Here is a 16,294-nt window from a genome sequence, read left to right as displayed (position 1 = left end):
TCTGGTGCCTGGACCTCAGATCGGCCGGGGCTGCGTCAACTCGTCGTAGACGCTCAGCACTTGCGCGACGGTCTCGTCCTCGGTGGGCCAGGTCGCCGCCTGCCGCACCCCCCGCTCCCGCAGCAGCTCCTGCCGCTCGGGGTCACCGAGCAGCCGTACGACGGCCTCGGCGAGCGCCTCCGAGTCGCCGTACGGGACGAGTTCGGCGGCGTCACCGACGAGTTCGGGGATCCCGCCGACCGCGGTCGCGACGAGCGGTACGCGCGCGTGCAGCGCCTCCTGGGCGAGGACGGACCGCGCCTCCAGGCGGCTGGGCAGCAGCGCGAGGTCGGCGGCGGTGAGCAACTCGGCGACGTCGTCACGGCGTCCGATGAGCCGGACGGGCAACCCCTCGTCCTCGATACGTTGCTGAAGGACCGTCCGCAGCGGCCCCTCCCCGGCGACGACGACCAGCGGCACGGGGTCGAGCCGGCGCCACGCGCGGGTGGCGTCCAGCAGGGTCTCGTAGCCCTTGTGCCGCTCCAGAGCCCCGACGGCCATCAGCAACGGCCGCCCGGTGGCCCCGAGTTCGGCCCGCAGCTTGGGCCGTAGCCGGTCCGGGTCCTCCTGGTCGACGGCCCCTCGCGGTCCGGGCAGGGCGACGGCGGCGAGGCGGGCGTCGCGGGCACCGGTCCTGCGGGCCCGGTCCACGAGCGCCGAGGTGGACCCGAGCACCACGGCGGCCGCCTTCACGACCCGGCGTTCCAGGAGGCGCACGAAATGGGCCCGGGCGCCCTCCGCGTACGCCCGGTCGTGCCAGGTGACGACCAGCGGAGTCCGGCGCCCGCTGAGCGCGAGTACCGCGCGGAACGAGGCGTGCAGTCCGTGCGCGTGCACGAGGTCGGCGTCCGAGCAGACCGCCCGCAGTATGGCGACGGAGGTCGGGTCACTGCTCCGCGGCACATGCACGTGCTCAGCGCCGGCCCCGCTGAAGTCGTAGGCGCGGTCCGCCTCGGCGGGGGCGCACACCGTGACCCGCACGCCCCGCGCGACGAGCCCCGAGGTCAGGGAGCGCACATGCGCGCTGCTGCCGGCATTGCCGCCGCCCAGCACCTGCACGGTGCGCAGCGAGGACTGGCCGTGCGGTGCGTGGCTGCTCACGGGGGTCACGTGGCCGGGCTCCTGGTTCGGGTCGGACGGTCACGAGGAAACGTACAGAAGGTGTCGAGCGGGGGGTGTACCGCGCGCTTCCTACGCGTGATGGGTTCTCTGCCAAGGATGCCAGGACGCACGGGTGTTCCGTGCATGCGGAGAACCGGGGAAGGGCACGCACGGCGAGTCGGGTTCACTCACACGAGTGATGCACCCCTCACGCGTCCGCCCGAGCCGTCGCCAGCAACTCCTCCGCGTGTGCCCGGGCCGTCTCCGAGTCCTCCTGGCCGGCGAGCATCCGGGACAGCTCGCGCACCCGTTCCTCGCCCTCCAGCACCTTCACCCCGGACCGGGTGACGGACCCGTCGTTGGTCTTCTCGACCAGCAACTGCCGATCGGCGAAGGCCGCGACCTGGGGAAGGTGGGTCACCACGACGACCTGCGCGGTCTTCGCGAGCCGCGCGAGGCGCCGGCCGATCTCGACCGCCGCCTTGCCGCCGACACCGGCGTCGACCTCGTCGAAGAGATACGTCGGCACGGGGTCGGTCCCCGCGAACACGACCTCGACGGCCAGCATCACGCGCGAGAGCTCGCCACCGGACGCGCCCTTGGCGATGGGCCGCGCCGGGGCGCCCGGGTGCGGGGCCAGCAGCAGTTCGACCTCGTCGACACCGGCCGGCCCGTAGGCGACGGGACGACCGCCGACCTCCACACCCTCCGGGTCCTCGGTCTGCCGGATGGCGAAGGACACCCGCGCGTGGGGCATCGCCAGTGACGCCAGCTCTGCCGTCACCGCCGCCGCGAACCTCTCCGCGGCCTCCGATCGTGCGTCCGTCAACGCCTGCGCGAGTCCACCCAGTTCGGCCCTGAGCGCGTCCCGCTCGGCGGTCAGCTCGTCGATCCGCTCGTCGTCGCCGTCGAGCTCGGTGAGCCGCGCGGCGCTCCGCTCGGCCCAGGCCAGCACGGCGGCCACGTCCTCGCCGTACTTCCGCGTCAGCGCGGTGAGCGCGGCCCGCCGCTCCTCGACGGCGGACAGCCGCAGCGGATCGGCGTCCAGGTCGTCGGCGTACCCGGCCAGCTCCCCGGCCACGTCGCCCAGCAGGATCCCGATCTCCCCGATCCGGTCGGCCAGCGCGGACAGGGCGGGGTCGTGCGACCGTACGGCTTCCAGGGCCCGCTGGGCGCCCGCCACGAGCGTGGCCGCGTCGATCCCCTCCGGGTCCTCGGGATTGCCCGCGAGGGCGGCATGAGCGGCCGTGGCGGCGGACGACAGGGCCTCGGCGTGCCCCAGCCGCTCCGCCTCCTCCGCCAGCTCGACGTCCTCGCCGGCCCGTGGCTCCACGCCGGCGATCTCGTCGAGCCCGTACCGCAGCATGTCGGCTTCCTGGGCCCGCTCACGCGCGCGTGTGACGATCTCGTCCAGCTCGGCGGAGACGGCCCGCAGCCGCCGGTAGGCCTCGGTGTACTTGGCCAGCGGCACGGCCACCGCGTCCCCGGCGTACCGGTCGAGCGCCTGCCGCTGCCGGGTCAGCTTGAGCAGCCCCTGCTGATCGGTCTGCCCGTGCACGGCGACCAGCTCATCCGCGAGCTCCGCGAGCACCCCGACGGGCACCGACCGCCCGCCGAGATGCGCCCGGGACCGCCCTTCGGCGGAAACGGTACGGCTGATCAGCAGCGCCCCGTCGTCGAGCTCCGCCCCGGCCTCCTCGGCCCGTACGACCACGGAGTCCCCGGCGGACACGGTGATCCGCCCCTCCACGACCGCCTTCTCGGCCCCGATCCGCACGAGCGCCGCGTCAGCCCGCCCGCCGAGCAGCAGCCCGAGGCTGGTGACCACCATGGTCTTGCCCGCACCCGTCTCACCGGTGACAGCGGTGAACCCGGGCGACAGCTCGACGACAGCGTCATCGATGACTCCGAGCGACCGTATCCGCATCTCTTCCAGCACGGTGAAGACCTTACGAGGTCGGGGCGGGCGAGTGCGAGGTGCCCTGTTCACTCGGGCGAGTGGAGGTTCTTCAGGGGCGCGGGGAACTGCGCGACCAGCCACATGCGGCCTTGTGTCGCGCACACCCCACAAGCCACCCCCTACGGAGCGCTAGTGAGGCGCCCCCCGCCACCCGGATACCGGCAACGCGAACTTCGCCACAAGCCGGTCGGTGAAGGACGCATGATGCAGCCGAGCCAGCCGCACCGGCACAGCCCCCCGCCGCACCTCCACCCGAGCCCCGGGCGGCAACTCAAAGGTCCGCCGCCCGTCACACCACAACACCCCCGGCGGGATGTGCGGCAACAACTCCACGGCCAGCACAGAGTTCGGCGAAGTCACCAACGGCTTCGCGAACAGCGCATGCGCGGAGATCGGCACCATCAGCAGCGCCTCCACCTCGGGCCACACCACCGGCCCCCCGGCAGAGAACGCGTACGCCGTGGACCCGGTGGGCGTGGACAGCACGATCCCGTCACACCCGAACCCGGTCACCGGCCGCCCGTCGATCTCCAGCACCACCTCTAGGAGCTTCTCCGCACCGGCCTTCTGCACAGCGGCTTCGTTCAGCGCCCAGTCGGTGTGGACGATGTCCCCGTTCCGGTGAACGACGACATCGACCGTCATCCGCTCCTCGACCTCGTACGCCTTGGTCACCACCCGGTCGACGACCTTGTCGAGATCGTCCCGCTCGGCCTCCGCGAGGAACCCGACACTGCCCAGGTTGACGCCCAGCATCGGCACCCCGGACGCCCGGGCGAACTCGGCGCCCCGCAGCAGCGTCCCGTCACCGCCGAGCACGATGAGCAGCTCGCACCCTTCGAGGCACTGCGGAGTCGCCTCCTTGACGAGTTCCACCTGGGGCGGCAGCGGCAGGTCGGCCGCCTCGTACTCCAGGACGCGCACGCCGATGTCGGAGCGCAGCAGCCCCTTCACGACCAGCTCGGCACTGCGAATGGCCGCGGGCCGCCCGGTGTGGGCGAGCAGGAAAACAGTACGAGCTCGGTTCTGGCTCAACGCGGCCCCTCCGCCACTGCACGGTCGACATCGGCCGGGTCCAGAGCGGGTGCCCCGGCACACAGCCACAGAAAGTATTCGACATTGCCCGAGGGCCCGGGCAACGGACTGGCCGTGACGCCCTTCACCCCGAGCCCGAGTTCCGCCGCCTTCGCGGCCACCCCCCGTACGGCCTCCGCCCGCAGCTGCGTGCTCCGTACGACTCCCCCGCTGCCCAGCCGTTCCTTCCCCACCTCGAACTGCGGCTTCACCATCATCACCAGATCGGCGTCCGGCTTCACGCACCGCACCAGGGCGGGCAGCACCAGACCGAGCGGGATGAAGGACAGATCCCCCACGACAAGATCCACTGGTTCCCCATCGATCGCTTCGAGCGTCAACTCGCGTACGTTCGTACGGTCCTTGACGGTGACGCGTTCATCGCTCTGGAGAGACCACGCGAGTTGTCCGTACCCGACGTCGACGGCGACCACGTGAGCGGCCCCGGCCCGCAGCAGCACATCGGTGAAACCCCCGGTGGAGGCCCCCGCGTCCAGCGCCCGCCGCCCCTCGACGACGAGCCCCTGCGGCACGAACACCTGGAGCGCGCCCGCGAGCTTGTGCCCACCCCGGGACACGTAGTCGGGATCGCCGTCGTCGCTCTGCACCACGATCGCAGCCGCCGTCTCCACCTGGGTGGCCGACTTGGTCGCGACGGTCTTGCCGACGGTGACCCGCCCGGCTGCGATCAGCTGGCTCGCGTGCTCGCGCGAGCGCGCGAGCTTCCGCCGGACCAGCTCCGCGTCCAGCCGACGGCGTGCGACTCCTGCCACGTTCGGTTCAGCTCCTAGTGCCATACGAGGGTGAGGGCGCCCTCTGGTCATACGACGGTGAGGGCGCCGGAGGTCCCGGGCGCGCGTCGAGCGCGGTGAGCGTGTCGCGCAGCCCCCGGTGTACATCCTCGTACACCTCGATGTGGCCGTCGGTGGCGAGGTGGTCGGCGTCGCCGAGCCGCTCCAGACCGGCGTCGACCTCGGCGTTGCCGGTGGGGGTGCGGGGCACGTGCAGCGGGGCAGGGGCGGCCGGATCGTGGTCGGGTCCGACCGCGACCTCTGGTGAAGGCTCTGGCTCTTGTGAAGGCTCTGGAACCACGTCGCTCATGCCCAGACGCTACCCCGAACCGCTGGGGTACCGTCGATCGCGATGGCCACGATCGAGGAGTGCCGCGCCGCACTCGAGAAGCTCTCCGACAACATGCGCAGCGCCGAGGGGGATGTCGCCGCGGCGGCTTCCATGGACCGCTCGGTGAGCTGCCGTATCACCGATCTCGACGTCACCTTCGTCGGCCGGATGACGGGCGGCCGGATCGTGGTGCACGACACCCTTCAGGGCCCTCCGAAGGAGAGGGCCCAGATCAGGTTGACCATGTCCGGCGACGACCTGGTGGCCCTGGTGGACGGCGAGCTGAACTTCGCCAAGGCGTGGGGCTCGGGCCGGGTGAAGCTGGAGGCGGGCCTCAGGGACCTGTTCCAGCTCAGGAAGCTTCTTTAGCGACCACGCGCGCCTTCCGCGCGGCCGGTACCACCAGCGGTGTCCCCGTCTCCGGGTCGTCGATGACCTGGCAGCGCAGCCCGAACACCTCCTCGACCAGCTCGGCCGTGACGATGTCGTTCGGCGCGCCCTCGGCGATGATCTGCCCGCCCTTGAGCGCGATCAGGTGCGTGGCGTAACGGGCCGCGTGGTTCAGGTCGTGCAGCACCGCGACCAGCGTGCGGCCCTGCTCCTCGTGCAGTTCGGCGCACAGGTCGAGGACGTCGATCTGGTGCTGGATGTCGAGGTAGGTGGTCGGCTCGTCCAGGAGCAGCAGCGGGGTCTGCTGGGCGAGGGCCATCGCGATCCACACCCGCTGCCGCTGTCCGCCGGACAGCTCGTCGACGTATCGCTCGGCGAGCTCGGCGACCCCGGTCTGCCGCATGGACTCCCGGACGACCCGCTCGTCCTCGGTGGACCACTGGCGCAGGAGGCCCTGGTGCGGGTAGCGGCCACGGCCGACCAGGTCGGCGACGGTGATCCCGTCGGGCGCGATCGACGACTGCGGGAGCAGGCCCAGGGTGCGGGCGACCTTCTTCGCCGGCATCGACTGGATGACCTGCCCGTCGAGCAGCACCTTGCCCTGACTGGGCTTGAGCATCCGCGACAGGGCCCGCAGGAGCGTGGACTTGCCGCACGCGTTGGGGCCCACGATCACCGTGAAGGAGTGGTCGGGTATCTCCACCGACAGCTCCTCGGCGATGACCCGCTGGTCGTAGGCGAGGGTGACGGTGTCGGCGGACAGACGGTTCACGGTGCTCCTTGGGTTGTTCAGTCCGCTGGTGAGGCTGGTCCGGGTGCTCATATCCGGCCCGCCCTGCGCTCGGTGACCAGGAGCCACAGGAGATAGACACCGCCGAGGACTCCGGTGACCACGCCGACGGGCAGCTGGTCGGCGCCGAAGACCTTCTGGGAGATCCAGTCGGCGGTGACCAGGAGGGTGGCGCCCATGCACAGGGACGGCAGCAGGTTGGGGCCGGGCGAGCGGGTGAGACGGCGGGCGAGCTGCGGGGCGGTGAGCGCGACGAAGCTGACCGGTCCCGCGGCCGCGGTGGCGGCGGCGGTGAGCAGGACGGCGGCGACGAGCAGCAGCAGCCGTACGCGCTCGACGCGCACGCCCAGGGCGTTGGAGACGTCGTCGCCCATCTCCATCATCCTGAGGCCGCGGCCGTTGGCGAGGACGAGCGGGACGAGGATCGCGCACAGCCACAGCAGCGGCCACACCTGCGTCCAGTCCCGGCCGCTGAGCGAGCCGGTCATCCAGACCACGGCCTGCGACGCCTCGGTGAGGGTGGACCGGGTCAGCAGATAACCGTTGACCGCCGTGACGATCGCGGAGACCCCGATACCGACCAGGACCAGTCGGTAACCGTGCACTCCTTGCCGCCAGGCGAGCAGATAGATGCCGAGCCCGGTCACCAGCCCGCCCACGAGCGCGCCCGTGGTCACCTGCTCCGCACTCCCGGAGAACAGCACGATCATGGTGAGCGCCCCGGCCGTCGCCCCCTGGCTGAGCCCGAGCACGTCCGGACTGCCCAGCGGATTGCGGGAGATGGCCTGGAACAGCGCCCCGCCGAGCCCGAGCGAGGCCCCGACCAGGAGCCCGACGAGCACCCTGGGCAGCCGCAGCTCGTTGACGATGAACTCCTGTCCCGCGTTGCCGTTCCCGAGCAGGGTCCTGAGCACGTCCCCGGCAGGGATCGGGAAGTCGCCGGTACCGATCAGCACCACGCTCGCGGTGAGCGCGGCGAGCAGGATCAGCGCGACGACGACGGTGGCCCGGACGTCCAGGCGCAGGGAGAGCCCGCCGGGGGTCCTGATGGCACGGTTGGTCCTCACAGCTGCGCCGTCCTCCGCCGTCGTACGAGAAAGATGAAGACCGGCCCGCCGATGATCGCGGTGACGATCCCGACCTGGAGCTCGGCGGGCCGCGCGACGACCCGCCCGATGACGTCGGAGCCCAGCAGCAGCACGGGCGACAGGATCGTCGCGTACGGCAGGATCCAGCGCAGGTCCGGGCCGGTGAAGGAGCGCACGATGTGCGGGACCATCAGTCCGACGAACACGATCGGACCGCAGGCGGCGGTCGCGGCCCCGCACAGCACGGTCGCCGAGAGCATGGCCAGCGCCCGGGTGCGGTTGAGGTTGGCGCCGAGTGCCTTGGCGGTGTCGTCGCCCATCTCCATAGCGTTGAGCGGGCGGGCCAGCGCGAGGGCGAGGAGCGAGCCGACCGCGAGGAACGGCAGCACCTGCAGGATGGTCGAGTTGCTCGCCGAGGACAGCGAACCCACCGTCCAGAAGCGCATCTTGTTCAGCGCCTGGTCGTCGGTGATCATCACGGCCTGGAGATAGCCGTACAGCGCCGCACTGATCGCCGTACCGGCCAGGGCCAGCCGCACCGGGGTGGCGCCCCGGCTGCCGCCGAGGAACCAGACCAGCGCGCCGACGGCGGCCGCACCGACGAAGGCGAACCACACATAGCCGCTGAGCGAGGTGACGCCGAAGAAGGTGATCGCGGTGACGACGGCCGCGGACGCGCCCGCGTTGATGCCGAGCAGCCCGGGATCGGCCAGCGGATTGCGGGTCAGCGCCTGGAGGACCGCCCCGGACAGACCGAGCGCGGCGCCGGCGAGCAGGCCGAGGACCGTCCGCGACAGCCGGTCGGCCACGACGACGTCCCCGTAGGTCCCGGTGTCGTGGAAAAGGCCGTGCCAGACCTGGCCGACGGACAGCCCCTTCGCACCGATCGCGATGCTCGCCACCGCGACGGCCACCAGGACGGCCAGGGAGACGAAGAGCCCAAGGACTCGTATCGCCCGGCGGGTTGGGGGCGCGGGGGCGGTCTCCGCGCGCTGTTCGGGAGGACTGTCGACCAACACGCAGTTAGGTTAGCCTACCCTGCCAATCAGCCACGATTCCGAGGGGCGGACGTACCCGGACTCGCAGGAGGACCAGGGCCCCGTCCGGAGCCCCAGCCCCAGGGCCCGTCTAGAGCCCCAGCCTGGCCAGCGCCTTCCCCGAGTCCAGCTCGCACACACCTTCCCCTGCCGCGGTCCAGGCCGCCGCACACAGCGCCCGCAGACCGTCCAGCGCCTCCCCGTCACCGTCGATTTCCAGCCGCTCCTTCCCGGCCGTCGCCGTCCACCCCCCGCACCGGAAGCCGTCTCCCGCCTCGGTGACCTCGGGCTGCCCGGTGAGCATCCCCCGCAGATCCGCGTCCACGTACGTCGGCCGGTGCTGCGGCGGCGCCGCCAGCAACAGGGCTCCGTCGGTGACCCCGGTGAGGACGAGCAGCGAGTCCACCTCGCCGTTGAACGCCCCCTCGATGTCGGTGTCCAGCCGGTCCCCGACCACCAACGGCCGCTCGGCACCGGTCCGCAGAATCGTCTCCCGGTGCATCGGCGGCAACGGCTTGCCCGCGACCTGCGGTTCGGCCCCGGTCGCGATCCGCACGACCTCCACCGCGGCGCCGTTGCCCGGAGCGATCCCGCGCCCGCTCGGAATCGTCAGGTCGGTGTTGGACGCGAACCACGGCACCCCGCGCGCGACCGCGTAACTGGCCTCCGCGAAACGCCCCCACGGCAGATCCGGCCCGCCGAAGCCCTGCACCACGGCCGCCGGATCGTCGTCCGCCGACTCCACGGGCTCAAGACCCCGCTCCCGCAGCGCCACCCGCAACCCCTCGCCACCGATGACGAGCACCCGCGCCCCGGCCGGAACCTGCTCACTGATCAGCCGCGCGACCGCCTGCGCGGAGGTGATGACGTCGTCGGCCCCCGTCGGTATCCCCAACTCGGTGAGATGATCGGCAACGGTGTCCGGCGTCCGCAGGGCGTTGTTGGTGACGTACGCGAGATGCATACCCCCCTCCCGCGCGGTGGCGAGCGACTCGACGGCGTGCGCGATCGCGTTGCCGCCCGCGTACACCACCCCGTCGAGATCGAGCAGCGCGGTGTCGTACGCCTCGCTCAGGGCCTGTCCACTGCCCTCGGGCCTCGTCCTCACGCGCTGGCTCATTCCGCATCGCTCCCAGTTAGACGGCTTTCCCCCGATCATCCCCCATGCCACTGACACCCGTACGATGCCGGGATGAACACAGCAGGTCACCCGGAAGCAACGGCGCGCCGAGGCCTGGAACTCACCCCGTTCCGAGGCCTGCGCTACGACCCCGACCGGGTCGGCAGCCTCGCCGCCGTCACCTCCCCGCCGTACGACGTCGTGGTCCGCCCCGACGGCCTGCACCAGCTCCAGTCGAACGACCCGTACAACATCGTCCGGCTGATCCTCCCGCAGGCGACGACCCCGGCCGAGCGCAACGCACAGGCGGCCCGCACCCTGCGCGGCTGGCTGTCCGAGGGCATCCTGGCCGCCGACCCCGAGCCCGGCCTGTACGTCTACGAGCAGCAGGACGGCGCCGGCCTCCTCCAGCGCGGGATCATTGGGACCCTGCTCCTGTCAGAACCCTCAGAGGGTGTGGTCCTCCCACACGAGGACGTCATGCCCCATGTGGTCGCCGACCGCGCGGCTCTGATGCGCGCCACCTCGGCGAACCTCGAGCCCCTGCTCCTTACCTATCGCGGCAACGGCACGGAGTCCGTCACGACGACCGCGATCGAGCGCGCGGCGGAACAGCCCCCGCTCCTCGCCACCACCACCGAGGACGGCTACAGCCACCGCCTGTGGTCGATCACCGACCCGGCGGACGTGGCCCGCATCCAGTCGGACCTGGCCCAGCACCAGGCCCTCATCGCCGACGGCCACCACCGCTGGGCGACCTACCGCCGTCTACGCGCGGAGCACCCCTCCCCCAGCCCCTGGGACCACGGCCTGGTCCTCCTGGTCGACACGGCCCGCTACCCCCTGCGCGTCCGCGCCATCCACCGCCTCCTGCACGGCCTCCCGGTGGCACAGGCCCTCGCGCCCCTGGAGGGCCTCTTCCGTGTCAGCCGTCTCGAGGTCGGCCTGGCGGAAGCTCTCGACACCCTCGCCGACGCTGCCTGCGCGGGCAACGCCTTCCTCCTCGCCGGCGACGGCGCCTTCCACCTCGTGGACCGCCCGGCCCCGGACCTGCTGGCCCGCACGATCCCCACGGACCGCCCCACCGCCTGGCGCACCCTGGACGCGACAGTCCTGCACGCCGCCCTCCTCGCCCACGTCTGGCACATCCCCGAGGACGACCCCGCCCGCATCGCCTACATCCATGACACGGCGGCCACGGTCGAGAAGGCGGAACGCGACGGCGGCACGGCGGTCCTCATGCACCCGGTCCGCGAGGAGGTCGTCCGCGACCTCGCCCGCCAGGGCGTCACCATGCCCCGCAAGTCCACGTCCTTCGGCCCGAAACCGGCCTCGGGCCTGGTCCTGCGCGCACTGGACGTCTGAGACGGACTCTGACACGAAGAAGGGGCGGGATCTCTAGGATCCCGCCCCTTGTTCATGGAACCGCGCGTGCGTCAGTCCTTGAGGTCGCCCTCATCGTCGTCGACATCGTCGTCTTCTACGACCTTCTCGACGCCGTCGATGTCAGCCTCGACCTCGTCCTCGTCCTCGTCCTCTGCGAAGGCGTCGACGAACTCGACCCCGTCCAGCTCGGCGAGCCGGTCGGAGGCGTCGGTGCTGCCGTCCTTGTCGGACTCCACGGCCTTGGCGAACCACTCCCGCGCCTCGTCCTCCCGACCGGCGGCGAGCAGCGCGTCGGCGTACGCGTACCGCAGTCGCGCGGTCCACGGCTGCACGGAGTTGGAGGCCAGCTCGGGGCTCTGCAGCGTCACGATGGCCGCGTCCAGCTGCCCCATGTCACGCCGGGCACCGGCGGCGACGAGCCGCATCTCGACCTGCCCGGCCTTGTCGAGCTTGTGCACCTCGGGCGCCCCGGCCATGTCCAGCGCCTTCTCCGGCCGCCCGAGCCCACGCTCGCAGTCGGCCATGACGGGCCACAACTCCACGTTCCCGGTCATCCGCCGCGCGGCCCGGAACTCGGCGAGCGCCTCGCTGTACTTCTGGCTGGCGTACGCCGCGAACCCGGCGGCCTCCCGTACGGCGGCGACCCGCGACGCAAGCCGCAGGGCCACCTTGGAGTAGCCGTACGCGCCCTCGGGGTCCTCGTCGATGAGCCGGGCGACCATCACCAGGTTCTTGGCGACGTCCTCCGCGAGCCCCTTCGGCAGACTCTGCAGCTCCTGCCGTACGTCCTTGTCGATCTCGTCGCCCGTGACGTCCTCGGGGATCGGCAGCCGCTTGATCGGCTCGCGGTCCCGGTCGCGGTCCTCACGGAAACGCCCACCGCCCCGCCGGTCGTCGCCACCGCGCCGGTCGTCCCGCCCACGGAACCCACCGGGCCGCCCGCCACGGTCGTCCCTACGAGGACCGGCACCACGCCCACCGCGGTCGTCCCTGCGGTCGTCCCGACGGTCGTCGCGCCGGAAGCCGCCACGCTCACCACCACGGCTGTCATCACGCCGGCCGTAGCCGCCGCCACCCCGGTTGTCATCACGACGGAAGCCACCACGCTCACCACGGTGGTCGTCCCGCCGGTCATTGTCCCGACGGAAGCCACCGCGGTCCCCGCGGTCGTCACCCCGGCGGTCATCGCGACGGTCGTCGCGGCGATCGTCGCGGCGATCGTCGCGGCGGTCGTCACGGCGATCGTCGCGGCGGTCGTAACTGCCGCGGTTGTCGTCGCGCCGGAAGCCACCGCGATCACCACGATCGCCGCGGTCGTCCCGACGGAAGCCGCGGTCCCGGTCGTCCCCACGGGGGCCCCGGTCGCGGTCGTCGCGCCGGCCGTAGCCACCGCCGCCACCACGGTTGTCGTCCCGCCGGTCGTTGTCACGGCGGAAGCCACCACGGTCCTCGCGACGGTCGTCACGGCGTCCGTACCCACCGCCGCGGTTGTCGTCGCGGCGCTCTACACGCTCGCCCCGGCCCCCGCGGTCATCACGGTCATCACGGCGGAAGGCAGGCCGGTCACCGTCGCGCCGGAACCCACGGTCACGGTCATCGCGGCGCGGCCCGGCCGGCCGGTCATCACGACGGAACGCGGGACGAGGTCCGCGGTCATCGCCACGGGGAGCACGGTCGCGGTCGTCGCGCCGACCGTAGCCACCGCGGTTGTCAGCACCGCGATTGTCGTCGCGACGGAAGCCACCCCGGTCCGCACGGTCACCGCGGTCATCCCGCCGACCGTAGCCACCGCCACCGCCACCGCCACGGTTGTCGTCACGGTTGTCGTCACGACGGCCGTAACCGCCGCCGCCTCCTCCAGCGCGACTACCGCCGCGGTCGCCGGCACCACGGTCGTTGTCGCGACGGTCGTTGTCGCGACGGAAGCCGCCACGTTCACCACGGTCCCCGCGGTAACCGCCGCGATCACCACTGTCCCGTCGCCGCTGGTCGCGCTCCGGTCGATCGTCGGGAGAGTTGGTGGACATGGTGACTCCTGTCTTCGGTACCGCAAGCATTCTAAAAACAAAAGGACCCCTGGTCCCAGCTGAACGCTGGGACCAGGGGTCCTCCAAATATTGTTCGGCGGTGTCCTACTCTCCCACAGGGTCCCCCCTGCAGTACCATCGGCGCTGTGAGGCTTAGCTTCCGGGTTCGGAATGTAACCGGGCGTTTCCCTCACGCTATGACCACCGAAACCCTAATGGTTTCGAGCGAACAAGCACACTCTTCTGTTGTGTGGTTCAGCTCTAGCCGACAACCGTTCGTTGTCTCAGAACTAACACAGTGGACGCGAGCAAATATGGACAAGCCCTCGGCCTATTAGTACCGGTCACCTCCAGCGGTTACCCGCCTTCCAGATCCGGCCTATCAACCCAGTCGTCTACTGGGAGCCTTAACCCCTCAAAGGGGGTGGGAATACTCATCTCGAAGCAGGCTTCCCGCTTAGATGCTTTCAGCGGTTATCCCTCCCGAACGTAGCCAACCAGCCATGCCCTTGGCAGAACAACTGGCACACCAGAGGTTCGTCCGTCCCGGTCCTCTCGTACTAGGGACAGCCCTTCTCAATATTCCTACGCGCGCAGCGGATAGGGACCGAACTGTCTCACGACGTTCTAAACCCAGCTCGCGTACCGCTTTAATGGGCGAACAGCCCAACCCTTGGGACCGACTCCAGCCCCAGGATGCGACGAGCCGACATCGAGGTGCCAAACCATCCCGTCGATATGGACTCTTGGGGAAGATCAGCCTGTTATCCCCGGGGTACCTTTTATCCGTTGAGCGACGGCGCTTCCACAAGCCACCGCCGGATCACTAGTCCCGACTTTCGTCCCTGCTCGACCCGTCGGTCTCACAGTCAAGCTCCCTTGTGCACTTACACTCAACACCTGATTACCAACCAGGCTGAGGGAACCTTTGGGCGCCTCCGTTACCCTTTAGGAGGCAACCGCCCCAGTTAAACTACCCATCAGACACTGTCCCTGATCCGGATCACGGACCCAGGTTAGACATCCAGCACGACCAGACTGGTATTTCAACGACGACTCCACAACCACTGGCGTGGCCGCTTCAAAGTCTCCCAGCTATCCTACACAAGCCGAACCGAACACCAATATCAAACTGTAGTAAAGGTCCCGGGGTCTTTCCGTCCTGCTGCGCGAAACGAGCATCTTTACTCGTAGTGCAATTTCACCGGGCCTATGGTTGAGACAGTCGAGAAGTCGTTACGCCATTCGTGCAGGTCGGAACTTACCCGACAAGGAATTTCGCTACCTTAGGATGGTTATAGTTACCACCGCCGTTTACTGGCGCTTAAGTTCTCAGCTTCGCCACACCGAAATGTGACTAACCGGTCCCCTTAACGTTCCAGCACCGGGCAGGCGTCAGTCCGTATACATCGCCTTACGGCTTCGCACGGACCTGTGTTTTTAGTAAACAGTCGCTTCTCGCTGGTCTCTGCGGCCACCCCCAGCTCACCAAGTAAATTGGATCACCAGGTGTGGCCCCCTTCTCCCGAAGTTACGGGGGCATTTTGCCGAGTTCCTTAACCATAGTTCACCCGAACGCCTCGGTATTCTCTACCTGACCACCTGAGTCGGTTTAGGGTACGGGCCGCCATGAAACTCGCTAGAGGCTTTTCTCGACAGCATAGGATCATCCACTTCACCACAATCGGCTCGGCATCAGGTCTCAGACACAAGAGTGGCGGATTTGCCTACCACTCGTCCTACACCCTTACCCCGGGACAACCACCGCCCGGGATGGACTACCTTCCTGCGTCACCCCATCACTCACCTACTGCAAGTCTGGTTCGTCGGCTCCACCACTCCCCTTTGCCCGAAGGCTCCGGGGCGGCTTCACGGACTTAGCATCGCCTGGTTCGATGTTTGACGCTTCACAGCGGGTACCGGAATATCAACCGGTTATCCATCGACTACGCCTGTCGGCCTCGCCTTAGGTCCCGACTTACCCTGGGCAGATCAGCTTGACCCAGGAACCCTTAGTCAATCGGCGCACACGTTTCCCACGTGTGTATCGCTACTCATGCCTGCATTCTCACTCGTGAACCGTCCACCACTGCCTTCCGGCGCAGCTTCACCCGGCACACGACGCTCCCCTACCCATCACAGCCTCCGTTGGGAGTATTGCTGCAATGACACGACTTCGGCGGTACGCTTGAGCCCCGCTACATTGTCGGCGCGGAATCACTAGACCAGTGAGCTATTACGCACTCTTTCAAGGGTGGCTGCTTCTAAGCCAACCTCCTGGTTGTCTCTGCGACTCCACATCCTTTCCCACTTAGCGTACGCTTAGGGGCCTTAGTCGATGCTCTGGGCTGTTTCCCTCTCGACCATGGAGCTTATCCCCCACAGTCTCACTGCCGTGCTCTCACTTACCGGCATTCGGAGTTTGGCTAAGGTCAGTAACCCGGTAGGGCCCATCGCCTATCCAGTGCTCTACCTCCGGCAAGAAACACACGACGCTGCACCTAAATGCATTTCGGGGAGAACCAGCTATCACGGAGTTTGATTGGCCTTTCACCCCTAACCACAGGTCATCCCCCAGGTTTTCAACCCTGGTGGGTTCGGTCCTCCACGAAGTCTTACCTCCGCTTCAACCTGCCCATGGCTAGATCACTCCGCTTCGGGTCTTGAGCGTGCTACTGAAACGCCCTATTCGGACTCGCTTTCGCTACGGCTACCCCACCCGGGTTAACCTCGCAACACACCGCAAACTCGCAGGCTCATTCTTCAAAAGGCACGCAGTCACGAGATATGTGCAAGCACATATCCGACGCTCCCACGGCTTGTAGGCACACGGTTTCAGGTACTATTTCACTCCGCTCCCGCGGTACTTTTCACCATTCCCTCACGGTACTATCCGCTATCGGTCACCAGGGAATATTTAGGCTTAGCGGGTGGTCCCGCCAGATTCACACGGGATTTCTCGGGCCCCGTGCTACTTGGGTGTCTCTCAAACGAGCCGCTGACGTTTCGACTACGGGGGTCTTACCCTCTACGCCGGACCTTTCGCATGTCCTTCGCCTACATCAACGGTTTCTGACTCGTCCTGTCGCCGGCAGACGACAGAAGAGAGATCCCACAACCCCGCATGCGCAACCCCTGCCGGGTCTCACACGCATACGGT

The 16,294-nt window shown here is 69.1% G+C and carries 13 protein-coding genes and 2 rRNA genes (1 of these 15 running past the window's edge); 3 read left to right on the top strand and 12 right to left on the bottom strand.

Translation table 11 applies throughout. The features are described 5' to 3' along the window. Positions 1 to 15 precede the first annotated feature (15 nt). From OHN19_RS34045 to OHN19_RS34025, 5 genes are all read right to left on the bottom strand, one after another. Entirely contained in the window at positions 16 to 1,149 is a 1,134-nt protein-coding gene (locus OHN19_RS34045) for a glycosyltransferase family 4 protein (protein WP_330267875.1), read from the bottom strand. 199 nt (positions 1,150 to 1,348) lie between these two features. Then, positions 1,349 to 3,067 (bottom strand): DNA repair protein RecN, encoded by a 1,719-nt coding sequence (recN, locus tag OHN19_RS34040; RefSeq protein WP_330269773.1) that lies wholly within the window; start codon positions 3,065 to 3,067, stop codon positions 1,349 to 1,351. A 162-nt stretch (positions 3,068 to 3,229) separates the two neighbouring features. Then, the gene (locus OHN19_RS34035; RefSeq protein WP_123759813.1) at positions 3,230 to 4,135 is read right to left on the bottom strand and encodes an NAD kinase; all 906 of its coding nucleotides are present in this window, start codon (positions 4,133 to 4,135) and stop codon (positions 3,230 to 3,232) included. After that, entirely contained in the window at positions 4,132 to 4,947 is an 816-nt protein-coding gene (locus OHN19_RS34030) for a TlyA family RNA methyltransferase (protein ID WP_330267874.1), read from the bottom strand. Before OHN19_RS34030 ends, OHN19_RS34035 begins: the two co-directional genes overlap by 4 nt. Before the next feature lie 7 nt (positions 4,948 to 4,954). Further along, the gene (locus OHN19_RS34025; protein ID WP_330267873.1) at positions 4,955 to 5,275 is read right to left on the bottom strand and encodes a hypothetical protein; all 321 of its coding nucleotides are present in this window, start codon (positions 5,273 to 5,275) and stop codon (positions 4,955 to 4,957) included. 42 nt (positions 5,276 to 5,317) lie between these two features. Here OHN19_RS34025 and OHN19_RS34020 point away from each other — a divergent pair, with 42 nt between their 5' ends. Further along, positions 5,318 to 5,665 (top strand): SCP2 sterol-binding domain-containing protein, encoded by a 348-nt coding sequence (locus OHN19_RS34020; RefSeq protein ID WP_330267872.1) that lies wholly within the window; start codon positions 5,318 to 5,320, stop codon positions 5,663 to 5,665. Here OHN19_RS34020 and OHN19_RS34015 read toward each other — a convergent pair. The 4 genes from OHN19_RS34015 to OHN19_RS34000 form a co-directional block, all read right to left on the bottom strand. Next, a complete protein-coding gene (locus OHN19_RS34015; RefSeq protein WP_330267871.1) occupies positions 5,649 to 6,509 on the bottom strand; it encodes an ABC transporter ATP-binding protein in 861 nt (286 codons plus the stop codon). The genes OHN19_RS34020 and OHN19_RS34015 overlap by 17 nt on opposite strands. Beyond that, positions 6,506 to 7,543 (bottom strand): FecCD family ABC transporter permease, encoded by a 1,038-nt coding sequence (locus OHN19_RS34010; RefSeq protein ID WP_330267870.1) that lies wholly within the window; start codon positions 7,541 to 7,543, stop codon positions 6,506 to 6,508. The genes OHN19_RS34015 and OHN19_RS34010 overlap by 4 nt, the downstream gene beginning before the upstream one ends. Continuing rightward, positions 7,540 to 8,583 (bottom strand): FecCD family ABC transporter permease, encoded by a 1,044-nt coding sequence (locus OHN19_RS34005; protein ID WP_330267869.1) that lies wholly within the window; start codon positions 8,581 to 8,583, stop codon positions 7,540 to 7,542. The genes OHN19_RS34010 and OHN19_RS34005 overlap by 4 nt, the downstream gene beginning before the upstream one ends. Before the next feature lie 109 nt (positions 8,584 to 8,692). Continuing rightward, entirely contained in the window at positions 8,693 to 9,721 is a 1,029-nt protein-coding gene (locus OHN19_RS34000) for an HAD hydrolase-like protein (RefSeq protein WP_330267868.1), read from the bottom strand. A gap of 72 nt (positions 9,722 to 9,793) precedes the next feature. On the opposite strand from OHN19_RS34000, the gene OHN19_RS33995 reads away from it, so the two are divergent. Continuing rightward, positions 9,794 to 11,086, top strand: coding sequence for a DUF1015 domain-containing protein (locus OHN19_RS33995; protein WP_330267867.1), 1,293 nt, complete (start codon positions 9,794 to 9,796; stop codon positions 11,084 to 11,086). Positions 11,087 to 11,157: 71 nt separating this feature from the next. Here OHN19_RS33995 and OHN19_RS33990 read toward each other — a convergent pair whose 3' ends face one another. Further along, complete coding sequence (locus tag OHN19_RS33990) at positions 11,158 to 11,937, bottom strand: tetratricopeptide repeat protein (protein ID WP_330269772.1); 780 nt, start codon at positions 11,935 to 11,937, stop codon at positions 11,158 to 11,160. Between the two features lie 285 nt (positions 11,938 to 12,222). Between OHN19_RS33990 and OHN19_RS33985 the strand changes: the two genes are divergently transcribed. Further along, positions 12,223 to 13,197 (top strand): hypothetical protein, encoded by a 975-nt coding sequence (locus tag OHN19_RS33985; RefSeq protein ID WP_330269864.1) that lies wholly within the window; start codon positions 12,223 to 12,225, stop codon positions 13,195 to 13,197. A gap of 29 nt (positions 13,198 to 13,226) precedes the next feature. On the opposite strand, the gene rrf is transcribed toward OHN19_RS33985, so the two are convergent. Both rrf and OHN19_RS33975 read right to left on the bottom strand, forming a co-directional pair. Further along, positions 13,227 to 13,343: ribosomal RNA gene (gene rrf, locus OHN19_RS33980) — 5S ribosomal RNA — on the bottom strand. A gap of 105 nt (positions 13,344 to 13,448) precedes the next feature. Further along, positions 13,449 to 16,294, bottom strand: a 23S ribosomal RNA gene (locus OHN19_RS33975) (it continues 274 nt past the right edge of the window).

Source organism: Streptomyces griseorubiginosus (genome assembly GCF_036345115.1).
Classification (GTDB): Bacteria; Actinomycetota; Actinomycetes; order Streptomycetales; family Streptomycetaceae; genus Streptomyces; species Streptomyces griseorubiginosus_C.
Note: the sequence above shows the minus strand (reverse complement) of the source record. Positions and strands in the feature narration are given on the sequence as shown.

What these genes read in the sequence shown, in the direction of transcription:
- OHN19_RS34015 (WP_330267871.1), bottom strand. Translation starts at nt 6,509, where the DNA reads ATGAGCACCCGGACCAGCCTCACCAGCGGACTGAACAACCCAAGGAGC.
- OHN19_RS34020 (WP_330267872.1), top strand. Translation starts at nt 5,318, where the DNA reads ATGGCCACGATCGAGGAGTGCCGCGCCGCACTCGAGAAGCTCTCCGAC.
- OHN19_RS34025 (WP_330267873.1), bottom strand. Translation starts at nt 5,275, where the DNA reads ATGAGCGACGTGGTTCCAGAGCCTTCACAAGAGCCAGAGCCTTCACCA.
- OHN19_RS34000 (WP_330267868.1), bottom strand. Translation starts at nt 9,721, where the DNA reads ATGAGCCAGCGCGTGAGGACGAGGCCCGAGGGCAGTGGACAGGCCCTG.
- OHN19_RS33995 (WP_330267867.1), top strand. Translation starts at nt 9,794, where the DNA reads ATGAACACAGCAGGTCACCCGGAAGCAACGGCGCGCCGAGGCCTGGAA.
- recN (WP_330269773.1), bottom strand. Translation starts at nt 3,067, where the DNA reads ATGCGGATACGGTCGCTCGGAGTCATCGATGACGCTGTCGTCGAGCTG.